Source organism: Azoarcus indigens (genome assembly GCF_004361735.1).
Classification (GTDB): domain Bacteria; phylum Pseudomonadota; class Gammaproteobacteria; order Burkholderiales; family Rhodocyclaceae; genus Azoarcus; species Azoarcus indigens.
In genome coordinates, this window is record NZ_SNVV01000003.1 from 317968 (window position 1) to 331772 (window position 13805).

The 13805-nt window shown below is 67.7% G+C and carries 15 protein-coding genes; 4 read left to right on the forward strand and 11 right to left on the reverse strand.

Going from position 1 to position 13805, the window contains the following annotated elements:
- Nucleotides 1-148: 148 nt before the first annotated feature.
- The 3 genes from ku to C7389_RS05780 all read right to left on the reverse strand — a co-directional run bounded on the left by ku (nt 149) and on the right by C7389_RS05780 (nt 2554).
- Nucleotides 149-1027, reverse strand: a complete 879-nt coding sequence (ku, locus tag C7389_RS05770) for a non-homologous end joining protein Ku (protein WP_133589237.1) — start codon at nt 1025-1027, stop codon at nt 149-151.
- 99 nt (nt 1028-1126) lie between these two features.
- The gene (locus tag C7389_RS05775; RefSeq protein ID WP_133589239.1) at nt 1127-1681 is read right to left on the reverse strand and encodes a PRC-barrel domain-containing protein; all 555 of its coding nucleotides are present in this window, start codon (nt 1679-1681) and stop codon (nt 1127-1129) included.
- A gap of 78 nt (nt 1682-1759) precedes the next feature.
- The gene (locus C7389_RS05780; RefSeq protein ID WP_133589241.1) at nt 1760-2554 is read right to left on the reverse strand and encodes a hypothetical protein; all 795 of its coding nucleotides are present in this window, start codon (nt 2552-2554) and stop codon (nt 1760-1762) included.
- Nucleotides 2555-2965: 411 nt separating this feature from the next.
- Here C7389_RS05780 and C7389_RS05785 point away from each other — a divergent pair, with 411 nt between their 5' ends.
- Nucleotides 2966-3553, forward strand: a complete 588-nt coding sequence (locus C7389_RS05785; protein WP_133589243.1) for a hemerythrin domain-containing protein — start codon at nt 2966-2968, stop codon at nt 3551-3553.
- A gap of 282 nt (nt 3554-3835) precedes the next feature.
- On the opposite strand, the gene C7389_RS05790 is transcribed toward C7389_RS05785, so the two are convergent.
- Nucleotides 3836-4177, reverse strand: a complete 342-nt coding sequence (locus C7389_RS05790) for a four-helix bundle copper-binding protein (RefSeq protein WP_133589245.1) — start codon at nt 4175-4177, stop codon at nt 3836-3838.
- Between the two features lie 348 nt (nt 4178-4525).
- Here C7389_RS05790 and C7389_RS05795 point away from each other — a divergent pair, with 348 nt between their 5' ends.
- Entirely contained in the window at nt 4526-4981 is a 456-nt protein-coding gene (locus C7389_RS05795) for a helix-turn-helix domain-containing protein (RefSeq protein WP_133589247.1), read from the forward strand.
- 92 nt (nt 4982-5073) lie between these two features.
- On the opposite strand, the gene C7389_RS05800 is transcribed toward C7389_RS05795, so the two are convergent.
- The 4 genes from C7389_RS05800 to C7389_RS05815 all read right to left on the reverse strand — a co-directional run bounded on the left by C7389_RS05800 (nt 5074) and on the right by C7389_RS05815 (nt 8430).
- Nucleotides 5074-5940 (reverse strand): SDR family oxidoreductase, encoded by an 867-nt coding sequence (locus C7389_RS05800; RefSeq protein WP_133589249.1) that lies wholly within the window; start codon nt 5938-5940, stop codon nt 5074-5076.
- Between the two features lie 92 nt (nt 5941-6032).
- On the reverse strand, nt 6033-6362 hold the full coding sequence (locus C7389_RS05805) for a hypothetical protein (RefSeq protein ID WP_133589251.1): 330 nt from the start codon (nt 6360-6362) through the stop codon (nt 6033-6035).
- A 70-nt stretch (nt 6363-6432) separates the two neighbouring features.
- The gene (locus tag C7389_RS05810) at nt 6433-7221 is read right to left on the reverse strand and encodes a ferritin-like domain-containing protein (RefSeq protein ID WP_246034645.1); all 789 of its coding nucleotides are present in this window, start codon (nt 7219-7221) and stop codon (nt 6433-6435) included.
- A gap of 48 nt (nt 7222-7269) precedes the next feature.
- Nucleotides 7270-8430, reverse strand: coding sequence for a hypothetical protein (locus C7389_RS05815; protein ID WP_133589253.1), 1161 nt, complete (start codon nt 8428-8430; stop codon nt 7270-7272).
- A 292-nt stretch (nt 8431-8722) separates the two neighbouring features.
- On the opposite strand from C7389_RS05815, the gene C7389_RS05820 reads away from it, so the two are divergent.
- The gene (locus tag C7389_RS05820) at nt 8723-9298 is read left to right on the forward strand and encodes an acyloxyacyl hydrolase (RefSeq protein ID WP_133589255.1); all 576 of its coding nucleotides are present in this window, start codon (nt 8723-8725) and stop codon (nt 9296-9298) included.
- A gap of 387 nt (nt 9299-9685) precedes the next feature.
- Complete coding sequence (locus C7389_RS05825; protein WP_133589257.1) at nt 9686-10342, forward strand: hypothetical protein; 657 nt, start codon at nt 9686-9688, stop codon at nt 10340-10342.
- Between the two features lie 339 nt (nt 10343-10681).
- Here C7389_RS05825 and C7389_RS05830 read toward each other — a convergent pair whose 3' ends face one another.
- The 3 genes from C7389_RS05830 to C7389_RS05840 all read right to left on the reverse strand — a co-directional run bounded on the left by C7389_RS05830 (nt 10682) and on the right by C7389_RS05840 (nt 13692).
- On the reverse strand, nt 10682-10957 hold the full coding sequence (locus tag C7389_RS05830) for a DUF2164 domain-containing protein (RefSeq protein WP_133589259.1): 276 nt from the start codon (nt 10955-10957) through the stop codon (nt 10682-10684).
- A gap of 125 nt (nt 10958-11082) precedes the next feature.
- Nucleotides 11083-12543: an SRPBCC domain-containing protein gene (locus tag C7389_RS05835; RefSeq protein WP_162851681.1), complete on the reverse strand. Its 1461-nt coding sequence runs from the start codon at nt 12541-12543 to the stop codon at nt 11083-11085.
- A gap of 282 nt (nt 12544-12825) precedes the next feature.
- On the reverse strand, nt 12826-13692 hold the full coding sequence (locus tag C7389_RS05840) for an MBL fold metallo-hydrolase (RefSeq protein ID WP_133589263.1): 867 nt from the start codon (nt 13690-13692) through the stop codon (nt 12826-12828).
- Between the last annotated feature and the right edge of the window lie 113 nt (nt 13693-13805).

Consider the following 13805-nt stretch of genomic DNA (forward strand, 5'->3'; position numbering starts at 1 on the left):
CCGGCCACCGCGCCCCGCCTGCCTGCCCCGCTCCTCTTCCGGAAGCGGGCCGTGATCCGTCTCTCTGCCGGGGCTCTCTGTCGTCCTGGCCTCTGCGTGCTCTCGGTGTCGGGGTTGGAGGTCTCTCCCTGTCAGGGCGCCGGTCTGTTCAGCCGGCTTTTCTGCGGGTGCTGCGGCGGCTGCGGGTTTCGCCTTCCTTGGTCCGCGCCGGGGTCTTCGCCGCCGCCGGCTTGCCTTTGCCGGCCAGGCTGCGTTTGAGGAGTTCGGCCAGATCGATGACGTCGGCGCCGCCACCGCCCTCTTTCTCAACCCGGCCGCTCTCCACCGTCTCCAGCTTGCCGGCGCGGGCCTTGCGCTCGACCAGTTGCATGATCCGGGCCTCGAAGCTGTCGCTGTATTGCTCCGGCGCCCAGTCTTCGCTCATCCCCTCGATCAGCTGGGTGGCCATGTCCAGCTCCTTCTTGGCGACGCTGGCCTCCAGGGTCTCGGCCTTGAGGCCGATCTCGTCGATGCCGCGCACTTCCGCCGCCCAGCGCAGGGTGTTGAGCACCAGCGCCGGCCCTACCGGCAGCAGCACCGCCAGCCGCTGGCGGCTGTGCAACACCACCCGGGCGAGGCCGGCGCGGCCGGTCTTGCGCAAGGCCTCGCGCAGCAGCGCATAGACTTTTTCGCCGCGGCGCTCGGGCGCGAGGTAATAAGGGGTGTCGATGAACATCGGCGGGATGTCCCGGCTGTCCACGAAGGAGACGATGTCCACCGTCTGCGTGGCCTCCGGGTAAGCGGCGCGAATCTCTTCGTCTTCCAGCACCACGTAGCGGTGCTTCTCGTACTGCACGCCGCGCACGATGTTCTCGCTGCTGATTTCCTTGCCGGTGGTCTTGTTGATGCGCTTGTAGCCCACCGGGTCCATGCTGCGGCGGTCCAGCCAGTCGAAGTCCACGCCGCCGCGATTGGTGGCCGGCAGCAGCGAGACCGGGATGTGCACCAGCCCGAAACTCACCGCGCCTTTCCAGATCACCCTCGCCATGCTGGCTCCCTCACCGTCGCCGGCGGCGGAAACGCCCGCCGCTGTTGCCTTGTCCGCCAATTGCCTGCAAGCGACGTTCCCGGGCGGGCCCGCCCGCCGTCAGCGGCGGTCGGCAACCCAATAGGGCATGCAGTCGAAGAAGAAATAGAGCTGCTCCAGCCAGTCCGGGTCGGCGAAGGAAGGCCAGCTGCCCGCGGAAAAGCCCGGGGCCTGGCGCAGTTCCTCGGCGCCGTGGGGGAGCTCCAGCCTTTCCCCTTTGCGCCGGAAGGCGGGCCAGGGCACGGCGCACAGCCAGTCGCCACCGCGACCTTCCAGTTCGAGCACCAGGAAGGCGATGCGACCGCCGGTCAGATCTGCCAGCACATGGCGGACGCGGCCGAGAAGGACACCGCCCGCCCCGCTCACTTCCTGGCCCTGCAGCCGGTCCACCGCGATCACATCGCCATCGCTGCGGCCGGAGGGCAAGCGGGACCGCTCCGCGCCCTGGATCTCGCCGCTGGCGGCGGCATCCGGTGGCACCTCGGCCGAACCCACGAAGGGATCGACCTCCCCGGCGCGGCCGGTTTCACTGCCTACCGAGCTTGCTGGCTCCTCGCCGGGCTGGGCCGGCCCCAGGCCGGCCAGACCGCTGCGGGACGACGTGCTTGCAGTCATGTACTGGGTCTCCTTCTTCCGGGATCGTGCGCAGCCGGCGCTGGCCGGCTGGCACCGGCGCCGGCATCACACGGGGGTTCAGGTCGCGGTAGGCACGCGATGGGCGGTGCTGCGGGTGCGCACCACGCGACGCTCGCCGTAACGGCCCGGCATGGCGCGCATACGGGCGCTGCGGGCGCCCACGGTGCCGCCGGCCGCACCTGCCATCAGCGACAGCAGGATGGCGACGCTGAGCCAGGTGCTGGCGATGGAGGCGGCCTGCGCAGCATCGTTGACGGTGCCCGGCTGGGCGCCTGCGCTGGTCCGGCCCATCATCGCCATTGCCTGGTCTGCCGCCCGGCCGGCCTGCTCCTCGCTCAAGCCGAGGCGGTCGCGCAACAGGTTCACCGCGCTGGCTCGGTCGCCCCGCTCCAGGCTGGCGAACAACTCGCCCACGGTGGAATCGTCCGCCTGCGCCACCGCCGCGGTGGACGTGGAAGCCGCCATGCCGAACATGCCGGTAACCGCGTTCCCGGTGAGGGAGCCAGTGATGACAGCGAAGAACAGCATGGTCGCCCCCCAGGAGACCACGCCGTGCAGCATGCCGTCTGAACTGCGGCGCAGACCGGAACTGCGCGCCGCCACATAGCCGCCCACGAAGGCGGAAATCAGCATGCTCAAGGTGTTCCACACCGCCGCCGCGACGGACACGCTTCCACCATCCGGCCGTGCCCCAGCGCCGTAGACGGCGAAACCGGCGGCAATGCCGGCCAGCATCAGCAGCAAATGCACGCCCAGGCCTACCGCCAGGCCGGCGAAGATGGCGCTCCAGTGAATGCCATTGATCAGCGGGGAGCTTTCGACTGTCGTGGCTTCTATGGTCCGGGTTTCCATGGCTAGACCTCACAAGACTTGACGGAGGGATACTCGCGGCACCAAACCGCTTGCGCTGACTGAGCAAACCCCATTCCACACCCCGGCCCGTCCCCCGGCGCGGGAAGGAAAGCCCCGCCGCCCGGCCGCGCAGCCCACCCCGCCCGGCGCAAAGCCGCCCAAGCCGCCAGCGCGCCGCCGGGCGGCGCCCCAGAGACTGGCGCGCGGCGCGGAGAGGCCACGGGAAAAGCCCGTTCCTGCGGCCCGGAAAGGCGCGAAATTCTTACCGCCCGATGTAATTCCTACCCGCCGCCTCATGACGAGCGGGCAGAGATTCCGCGCCCGCCACGGCGGCATGGGTCTTGCGTAGCCGCCGGGCGGCCGCACTGGCCGCGTTCGCGTTCAACCGGCCCGGCCGGGAAGGAGACGACCATGAAGCAAACCCGCAGCCCCGATGCCCTGGAGCTACTCCAGGCCCAGCACCGCGACCTGCGTTCGCTGTTCGCCGCCGCGCGCGAAAAAGCTGATACGGTCGCCATCGGCGTGTCGCCCAGCGCGCCTGCGCGCGGCGACTTCGCCCTGCGCGAGACCCTGCCGGCGCTGCGGCGCCGGCTCATCCACTACTGCCGCCTCGAAAGCGAAGTTTTCTACCCCGCCCTGGCCGAGGTCTGCGACGACCCCGCCGTAGGCCAGGCGCGCGCCGAGCATGAGATCAACTGCAAGCTGCTGGAACAGGCGGAAGGCCTGGTCACGGTGGACCAGGGCGTGGATGGCGGTGAAGACCGCGATGGCTGCTACCGCGATGCCTTCGACAAGCTCGCCGAGCGCCTGGGCCAGCACATGGACCAGGTGGAAAAGGTGATCTTCCCGCTGGCGCGCAAGAGCCGGCTGGACCTTGTCGCGCTCGGCGAACGCATGGGCACCCTGAAAGCGGACAAGGAAGAAGCGCCGGGCGCCAGCCGCGCGGCGGATGGGCGGCTGGACATCGGCACCGGAGAGGACAGGAATCCGGATCTGTAGCCGTCGGCATGGGCCGGGCGGAAGCGGCGGAGGAGCGGCCCCGCCTTGGCGCGCGGAGGGCTTGCCCGCCTGAGGGATAAATCAGCTGGACGAAGGATGGCACCGAAGGTGGCCGGCTGCGCCCGGGCTCCACCCCGGCCCTGCAGTCTGCAAGTCTTCATTCCCATGCGCGGTTCTGCCTGGGCGCGCCTCGCGGGAGGGCTGGGCAGAGGGAGCGCCCTGCAAGGGCGGCTGCATCGGCAACGGGAAGCTGCCCCCGTTGCCAGTGATGGAGCGAGCGCCTCACTCCGAGGTCATCGCCTCGCAGCTGTCCTTGCAGCGCTCGCAGGCGTCGATGCACTCGTCCATCTCGTCGAGATCGCGGCAGCTGGAGATGCAGGCATCGCAGATGTCGGCACAGACCGCGCAGACCTGCCGATGCAGGGTGGAGCCGGTGGTCATCACGTCGGCCGCGGTGCCGCAGATCTCGGCGCAGACGAGCATGGTGCGCAGGTGTTCCGGCTCCACATGCCGGCCGCCCTTCTCCAGGCAGTGGCCGGTGGCCATGTTGAGGCAGATGCGCTGGCAATGCCGGCAAGCCTGGATGCAGGCCATCATCTCGGACGAAAGTTCGGATTGAGCCATGGTGTATCCCCCGAAAAAAGCGGCGCGGCCGGATGCCGGCGCCTGTACGGAGGGGAAGCTGCAAGACACGTTCCGCAGGAGCCGCGACGCAAATCCTCGCTTGCTTCTCCGCGTGCACCGCTTCCGGCGCCGGGCCGCCGCGGGAATCCCCTCCCGCCGGCGCGGTCCGACGCGGCGGGCGGCGCCTGCATGCCGGCATGGATGCGGCAGCCAGCACCGCCGGGAGGCGCAGCCGCGCGCCATACCCCGGGCGTGCCCCGCCGGACCGCGCCGGCGCTTCTTCCACCGACGCCACGGAACGTGGTTTGCAGCCGTGCGCGGAACCGTTTCGAGCCTGGAGGGCGACTCATGCACAAGGAACACATCGGCGGCCTGAACGAGCTGTGGCTGAAGAACGGCTACGAGGAGCTTGCCGGCGGCGGCGTGCAGTACCGCGACCCGGACGGGCTGATGCGGGCGATCACCCTGGAGCTTAGCCGCTCCCATCACCGCCTGGCCCCGGATGGCATCCACTTCCTGCGCCGCGTCCTGGAGCGCACCCAGGACGAGCTGGACACCCTGCTCGGCCTGCCCGCCGGCACGGTGGCCGGCTGCGAGGCCGGCACCCGGACCTTGCCGGAGAGCGCCTCCGTACGGCTGCGCAACGCGGCACTGGAGGCCGCCGGCGCGCTGGTCACCGAGGTGGGCGAGCAGACGCTGGCGCCGGCGCAGAAGCTGGTGTTCGCCCATGCGGACGAGGGCTGGTACTGCGCCGAGCGGGTGGTGCTGCCGGCGCTGCTGCACGGCCCGCCTGCGCCGCATTAAGCGCCCTCGGCGCCGCGCCCCGGCGTATCCACGGCAGGAGCAGGCCGGCGCCGGGGGCGGCGGCAGGCAACGGCCGGCAGGCCCGGCTGCGTTCAGCCGTTCACCACCTCGCCGCCATTGGGGTGCAGCACCTGCCCGCTCATGTAGCTGGAGTCCGCGCTGGCGAGGAAAACGTAGCTGGGCGCGACTTCGTCCGGCTGGCCGGGACGGCCCAGCGGCTGCTTGGCGCCGAATTTCTCCACCTGCTCCGCTTCGAAGGTGGAGGGAATCAACGGCGTCCAGATCGGCCCCGGCGCCACCCCATTCACCCGTATGCCCTTCTCCGCCAGCGCCTGCGCCAGCGAGCGGGTGAAGGCGACGATGGCACCCTTGGTGGCGGAATAGTCCAGCAGGTGGGAACTGCCGCGATAGGCAGTGACCGAGGTGGTATTGATGATGCAGCTGCCTTCCTTCAGCTGCGGCAGCGCATGGCGGCACAGGTCGAACATGGAGAAGACGTTGGTGCGGAAGGTCTTTTCCACCTGCTCGCGGCTCACCGCCGCCAGGCTGTCCTGCGGGTGCTGCTCGGCGGCGTTGTTCACCAGGATGTCCAACCGGCCGAAAGCCTGGGTGGTCTCGACCACCACCCGGGCGGCGAAACCTTCGTCACCCACGTCACCCGCCAGCAGCAGGCAGCGCACGCCCTCGGCCTCGACCTTGCGCTGGGTATGGGCGGCATCCTCATGCTCGTTGAGATAGACCACGGTCACATCAGCGCCCTCCTTGGCGAAGGCGATGGCCACCGCGCGGCCGATGCCGCTGTCGCCGCCGGTGACGATGGCGGCCTTGCCCTTGAGCTTCCCGGCGCCGGTATAGCCGCGCATCTCGTCGCAAGGCTGCGGCGTCATCGGCGCGACATGGCCGGGCTGGGTTTCCTGATGCTGGGGCGGCAGGCTCTTGCCGGATTCGTTTCCGCTCATCGTGTCGTCCTCTTGATCGGGGGAAAGGGTGCGCGACGGCAAGGGCCGTCCGCGGCCTTCAGCAGCCGTGGTGGGCCCCTGCCAGCCGCGCGTCAGAACAGGCTGCCGTGGCGCTTGCCGCAGCAGTAGCCGGCCACCGCGCCCAGGGCGCCGGCGGCCAGGGTGGCGACGCCCAACACCGTCCAGGGGCGTTCGGCGAACTGCTCCCGGCAGCGGGCATCCATCGTAGCCAGGCGGCCGTTGTGCGCACCGTCCTGTTCGCCCTGGTCGCCCTCGCCGGCGTCCGGCTGGGGGCCGAGCTGGTGGCCGCTGTCGCTGGAGTAGATCTTGACGTCGTCATCGCCCGCGCGGCTTGCGTCCGCGCGCTGGCCGTTGCCTTGCACCGGATCCTTGGGGTCGGGCGGAAAGCGGGTTTCTTCCATGATGATGTCCTCCTGCTGGTGAAGCGCCCTGGCGGGACGCGGAATGCCGGGCGCACCGCCCGGCGTCGGTTCAGTGGTCCGGCGCGCCCAGCACCAGTTCGTCGCGCCAGCGCTTCAGCTTCCTCACATGGGTGTGCTCGTGGCGGAAGGCGCGGTGAAAGTGGAACAGCAGTTCGTCCTGCCCGGCCGCCTCGGCCAGGCGCATCAGCAACTCCCAGCTCGCCTCGTCGGCCAGTTCCACCGTGAGGATGGCCTCCAGGCACTGGTGCAGCGTGGTGCGGGGATCGGTGAGCACCTGGGTGATCCCGTGGGTGACCAGCGCGGAGATGGCGGCGCTGGGTGTGAGGGCCGAGGAGTCGGCACCCAGGGAGTCCAGCGCCGAGGTGGCGATGTGCATATGCTCCAGCGCCTCGTCGCGCAGTTGCCGCAGCTCCTCCACCTCCAGCGGCAGCGCGGTGCTAGCCGCCAGCGCGGTGGCCTTGTCGATCAAGGCCTGATAGAGGCGCACGCTGCTGCGCTCCCAGGCCAGGCGCTCGCCCAGCTTGTCCACCAGCAGCTCCGCCGCGCCACCGGCAAGGCGGGTGGCGCAGAGGGCGAAGGCGCCGGTGATGGCCCCAGGCATGGGTACCGATCCGACCTCCCCGGCATCGCGCACATAGGCCAGCCGCATCGCCGCGATACCCTTGCCGGCAGCGCTGTCGGCAATCGGTGTCGGCAGCGCCACCTGCTCGTCGGCGTAGGACTGCATGCTGCGCAAGGCCAGCGGCGAGGTCTGGGCACCAGTGCGGTTGAAGCCGGCGGCGCCGCTGCGGGGGCGTCGGCGGACGAAGCGGGAAACAGGGGTATCGGCTGCATTCATCGCAAATCCTCGGCAAGCCGCAGGCGCGGCGGAAGGAAGTGAGCAGGCTCAGGACGGCGGCCGCGGGCGGTTGAGTTCGGTGCCGGCCGTCCAGTGGTAAGACTGGGCCACCTGGGTGGAGGGTGAGCCGTCTGCATTCACCCGGCGGCGGTAATCCAGCGATTCGGCGCTTTCGCCGCCCCGGTCGACGAAGCCGCTGTCGCGGGCACGCAGATGCACCTCCTCGCTCAGCACGTCGCGCACGAAGTCGCGCTGGTTGCGGAACTCGAGCGGCGCCGGCAGGCCGGGGGCCAGTAGCTCGGCCGGGTCGCGGTGTTCATGGCGGCGCATCAGTTCTCCCACATGCTGCAGCTGGCCCAGCTCGTAGTCACAGAAGCGCTCCCACACCGCGCGTATGCGCGGATTGCTTTCTGACTGAGCACAACTCAAGTAGGCATACACCTCGGCCGCCTCGTGCAGCAGCCAGTTCTCGAGGAATGTCCGCCCCGGCGCCAGCAGCGTGCCGTACTGGGTGGCGTGCTGCTCGCCGCAGGAGGCGATCTCCGCATACAGCTCGCGTGCCACCGGGTCGGCAAAGGCCGGGCCTACGGTCATGTAGTAATCCCGCGCCCGAAGCGCCGCCGCGGCCACCAGGATCATGTGCAAACGGGATGCCAGCCTCGCCTTCGGGCCGCTGGGGCGGCGCAGGTCGTCGCGCGGTGCGCGATGGGTTTCGGGGGTGGGCCGGCCGGGCACGATGTCGGTGTAGCCTTGCAGGATGTTGTTGGCATCCTTGCCCTCCAGACGGTCGAGCAGCGCGGCATAGCGGTAGAGGCGGTCCAGGTTCTCCAGCAGGCCGAAGCGGTACACCTGGGCGAGGTAGGGATCCTGCTCGTGCTGGGCGATGGCGGCGGTCAATTCCACCGCCACCTGCTCGCAGGCCACCGTGGCCTCCAGCGCGGAGTGGTCGGCGGACAGCATCCAGCTCACCGCCGTGGCCTGGTGCTGCTCGATGCGGCGCACGCAGGCCAGCGACAGGCGCAAGTCCGCCTCGTTGCGGGCACCGGAATCCTGCAGGCGCATCGCATCCAGCTCCAGCGCGTTCATAAGGATGACCCTCACCCGGGTAAAGGCGTCGTCGTCCAACTTGCTGATCGGCTTCCCGGCCATCTCGCGCCAGGTCAGCATCTGATCCTCAAGCGGCACGCCGGTATGAGCCAGCAGATCCATCACACGCCTCTCTCACCATTCGATAGCCTCCATGCGGCGCTCGCTCGCACTGGCAATTGCACAAGCTATCGCGGTGCAAAGCCTGTTCCCGACCGGCCGGCAGCGGCAAGACAGCCCCGGCGAGCCGCAGCGGTAGGAATTACAGCGAAGAGGAACAAAATGGATGCGCTCCGGCCCCGCGGGCGCACTCCCGGGGCGCCGCCGGGGCCGGCCTGACTGCCCGGACCGGCGGGAACAGGTTTTGCTGGGTCAGCGCGTCGCCGCGCCGCGGTGAAAACAAGGACAAAACACCATGAAGAATGCCAATTCCGCTCGTACCCGCCGCAGCCCGCAGCGCGGCTCCCGGCTGGCCGCCACCCTCGCCCTCACCGGCGCGCTTGCGGGCATCGCCCCCGCCTGTTTCGCCCAGCAGAGCTTCGCCCTGCTCGGCGGCACCCGCAACAGCGTGGACAGCTACGGCCTGCAGTGGACCATGGCACCCTGGTTTACCAGCACCCCCGGCGGCTGGCGCATCACCGGCTCGCCGGAACTGCAGCTGAACCTGCACCACCACGAAGGCGACGACATGTGGCAGGGCGGCGCCTTCGCCAACTTCCGCTTCGAACCGCCGGTGCAAACGCTGAGGCCCTACCTGGAACTCGGCCTGGGCCTCAACGTGCTGTCGCGCAACAACCTCGGCTCCAAGGACTTCTCCACCCGCTTCCAGTTCGGCGAATACATCGGCCTCGGCGTCGCCTGGGGCGGCAGCCGCGGCGGCACCGGCGAAACCTGGCTGGGCGCCCGCGTCACCCACTACTCCAACGCCGGCATAGACCTCCCCAACCCCGGACTGGAAACCTTCCAGTTGGTGCTGGGGCATCGGTTCTGACGATGGGCTGAATTCGCGGCCGCGAAACAAATAGCCCCGGCGTCCTTGTTCAGGACGCCGGGGCTATTTGTTTGGATTGCTGCAGCTTCTAGCCGGGCTTATACACCCGGAAAAAGCGCTTTCGGCCAGATGCCGCCAGTCTTCCTCGTCCAGATAGCTGCCACGTCGGCGAGGAGGTATGCTTTTGGCCTGTGTGCGCTGTCAACCGTACACTCACCATGCCGTCGGCTGCAGCTTCTCCTGTCTTGTTATGTTGCCTTGTGTAGCTCCTGCTTCCAATCAGTAACTTACAGAGCATGTGAGCAGACATGCCGATGTTATGCGGCAAGACTGTGGCCCCTAAAGCAAGGTTAACAGGGTGATGCAGAACCCATTGAAGTTGTGAACATGACGATTTTCGGGGGGCGGCCCAGCCCTTCCCTCGGTGAAAAAAACGTCTTGGAGACGCTTTTGAGGGGTCGGATTTTTCACCGCCCATCTGCGAATTACTGTTGCATCGACCTATTAGGTTTAATTATTGATCCGTCTCTCCTGAAGGAACTCTTTATGAATACGCGCTTTTCAGCCAGTTTATTGACTTTGATCTCCTTGACCTCCTTATCGTCAGTCGTCATAGCAGAGGACGCTCCAAGGCTCAAAATCGTGTCGAAACCCGGAAAGCCAGTGTGTCAATCGAACTCGGTGAAAATTGGTGAAGTGTCGTCAAACATAGATCTTTGCGTGTTGGGGGGCAGTTTTTCGCATGACCAATACAGTTTAAAAATCGATAAAAAACAGGTCTTAAAAGGCATAGATGATGAAACGACACGGGGTATAAATGCGACATACTCAGGAGATAACCTAATTCTTACTTGCACTCCTCAGCACGAAGCTCCAAAAGACGTCTCTCCAGAAAAAATCGAGGCCTATCAAGAAATGATGAAGATTTCTGCTGAAGACGCGAAGCGAATGGCTATCCTGGCAGAGACCGTGGAAATTGGCCGCCTTTGCAAGGCTACCCTAGGCGCAACTTCACTCATCGAAGTTCAAGTGGTTTTTGAGTGAAGCCTACGGTTGGCAAAGAGAGCGCATGAAGCGCAGCGCAAGCTTCTTCATCTGCTCGTGCCCCTTGATGATGCTGCGGCCTAGTTTGGCCTTCTACATGTATGGCGAGTTGTTCAAGAGAATGAAGCACCTGCTTTCCGGCTTCATTGCCCCTACCCGCTTTGTGCGGCGTGCCGTATCGAGCAGATTGCCTGAGACCGTGGGCCAAGCGGGCGGCTCGCGGCTCAGCTTCAACGTTGAACGACAGCCCTCCTCAAGGTTCAATGGTCGCGCTGCTCGGAAGCCGCCTGCCCCCGCAATGCAGAACTCCACCCACCCGGGCAGCGGCCTCACACAAGCTCACCTCCTCCCCTTCCCGCCCCGCTCCAGCTTCCGCCAGTACTGGAACTCCTCCTCATGGATCTCGATGTCCAGTTCCATGACCCGCGCCTGCAGACGCGCCTGCACGTCCGCCACCGCCTGGTTGTAGATCGCCGGGCCTATCTCCTCCAGGAAGAAGCCGAGCAGGCCGCCGGCGGCGATGTTGCCTATGGGCTCTTCCATGTATTCGCGGAAGTAGCGTTCGATGGAGGCGATGGCCTCGCGGCGCGCGTCCTTGTTCAGCTCGATTGCCATTGCGGGCTCCAGTCAGTAGGAGCGCCGGATGCTACCGCAGCGCCGCCGGGACGGTCTGGCTGCCGGGGCCGCCGCCGCGATGCCGGTCAGCGCGCGAGATCGCCGGGCTTGGCGTCTTCCCTGCGCTAAACCCCCACGTCCAGATCGGCGGCCTTCAGCCGCTTCGCATAGTCCGTCTCCAGCCCCTCGAACAGCAGCCAGAACGGCGGCGGGGTCCGGCCGGCGAGTTGGTCGGCGAGGATGGCGAGGTGGGTGTGCCAGCCGCTGGCGACATCAATGCGTTCGGCGCCGTCCACCAGGCGGTCGTGGGTGAGGGTCAGGCGGGTCCGGTCACCGGCAGCGGACAGCTCGATGTGCACCGCCGAGGCCTCCTCGCCCTCGCCGCCCCAGGTGAAGCCGAGGCGATGGGGCGCCTCCCGGCAGGTGAGCCGGTGGGCGGTGGTGCAGGCCTGGTCGTAGCGGCGGAAGCGTTCGGGGACGGGCGAACGGCGCGGCGACAGGCGGGTGTTGTCGAAGTGCAGTTCGAAGGCGTCGCCCACGCCCTGCGGCATTTCACCGGCTGCCAGCCATAGGGCGCGCTTGTCGCTGTCGGTCAGCCAGGGCCATAGCTGGTCCGGGCTGCCGGGCAGCAGGCGTTCAAAATGCAGGGTGGCGGTATCCGGCTGTTCGGCGCGGCCGCTGCTGCGGATCAGCAGGGTGGCGAGGCGATCGAACATTTCCCGCCAGCCTGCTTCGCTGCCGCTGACGGTGCCGTCGGGCAGGCTGGCGAGTTCGGTGGCGACGCCTGCACCTTCCTGGGTGAAGCGCAGCAGGCAGCCGTCGCCGGCTGGCTCGAATTCGACGCTGAGCCGGTCGCTGTCGGGCGAGAACTGGGGCATGGCGAAGGTGAAGACCAGCCGGTGCGCCGGTTCCACGGCGAGATACTCGCCACAGGCAGTGTAGTCGGTGCCGTCGCGGCGGTCCGTGATCTGCCAGCGGCCGCCGGGGCGGACGTCGAGCAGATGCTCGGCCCGTTCGCTGCCAGCGCCGGTGAACAGCCAGCCGCCGGCCACCACCGGATCGGTCCAGGCGGCATAGAGCACCTCGGGCGTGGCGGGAAAAGCCTGGGTGATGACCAGTTTGCGCTCGGCGCCGCCCTGCTCCGCCTCGCGCGACAGGCCGCGCGCCATGCCCTCCAGCATGTTGGCCCAGCCCTGGCGGGTGCGATCGGCGTAATCGGCCCAGACGGCATCCATGGTGTGGATGAGCTCGAGGCGGCAGCCGCCATCCGGCAGTTGCTGGATGTCGATCTGCACCAGGCTGTAGCCTTCGCCGCCCTCTACCTGCCAGGTGAAGGCCAGGCGGCGCGGACGCTGCAGCTTGAGGTATTCGCCCTGATGGCGGGCGATGCCGCCGGCGCGCTCCTGGTCGAGGTGAAAACCGCTGCCGACGCGGGCGTCGATGTCGATGCGGCACATCGGCCCCAGGCCGGGTGCGAACCAGTTCGCCACCTGGGCCGGGTCCAGCCAGGCATCGAACACCTGCTCGGCGCTGGCGCTGAAATCCTTGCTGGTGGAGACGGCGATGTGGGCAGGCGATGCGCTCATGGTGTGATCTCCTGTTCCACGCCCCATGGGTGCCGACCACGGGCGCGGGCTTGCGAGACAGGCCGGTGCACCGGCACCTGGAGCTTCGAGGCCGCGCGCCCGGCAAACGTTTCGTCCGCCGGCCCGGCGCGCGCCGAAAGGCAGCAAAGGAAAGCCGGCGCGCAAAGCAAAACGCCCACCTGGATGGGTGGGCGTTTCGCAGGCCGCGGGTTTGCCCCAGCGCCGGGCACCTGCCGGCTCGGCGCCTTTCCTGCAGCTGGCGCGCAGTTGCCGGAGGCTGGCTTACCAGGGCATTTCGCCCTTGACCACCTTGGCGCCTATCTCCAGCGACAGGCTGGTGCCGAGCTGCGGGTAGGCAGCCTGCATGGCCTGCATGAGCTGGGCGCTGCCGGCGGATTCCTGCACTGCGGCGTCGAAACGCTTCAGGTAGTCGCGGGTGAAGCTCAGGTTGGCGGCGTCGATCGGCGTGCCGGCCTTCATGTGGCCGGGCACCACCACCGCCGGCATCAGCGCGGCCATCTCGTCCAGCTGGGCGATCCAGGCGGCGCGCTCTTCCACCGTCTTGGTGTCGGCGGTCCACACATGCATGTTGCCGAACACCGCCACGTTGCCGACGACGGCGCGCAGCGCCGGCACCCACACATAGGGGCGGTGCGCCAGCAGGCCGGTGGTGCCGCGCACTTCCAGGGCTTCGCCGTCCACCGTCACCGTGTTGCCTTGCAGCAGGTCAGGCAGCACCGGCGACTGCGGCGCGTTCGCGCCCATCTTCGGCCCCCAGAAGCCGAGCTTGGCCTGCATCTTGGTCTGGATGCGGCTGCGCACCGCCGGGGTGGTCACCACCCGCGCATCCGGGAACAGCTGCTTGAGCACCTCGGCGCCGAAGTAGTAATCCGGGTCGGCGTTGCTGACCAGCACAGTGGTGAGCTTCTTGCCGCTGTCGAGCACGTTGGCGGCGATGCGGTAGGCATCGGCGCGGGTGAAGCCGGCATCCACCACCACCGCTTCGGTGGGGCCGGAGATCAGCACCGAGTTGACGTTGAAGCTTTGCGCATCGGCGTTGTAAACCTTCAGGCTCAGAGCTTCGCCGGCGGCAGCGGCGGTGGCGGCCAGCGCGAGGCCGGCGGCGAACAGGGTGTGAAGCACTTTCATGGCGACTCCTCTTTGATGGGATGAAACGATGCCGCCACTTTAGGTATTGAAACGACGCCAATAAACCCATCAGAATGGGCTTGTTTGTTTCTTCAATCGACCAGGTTTCCCCT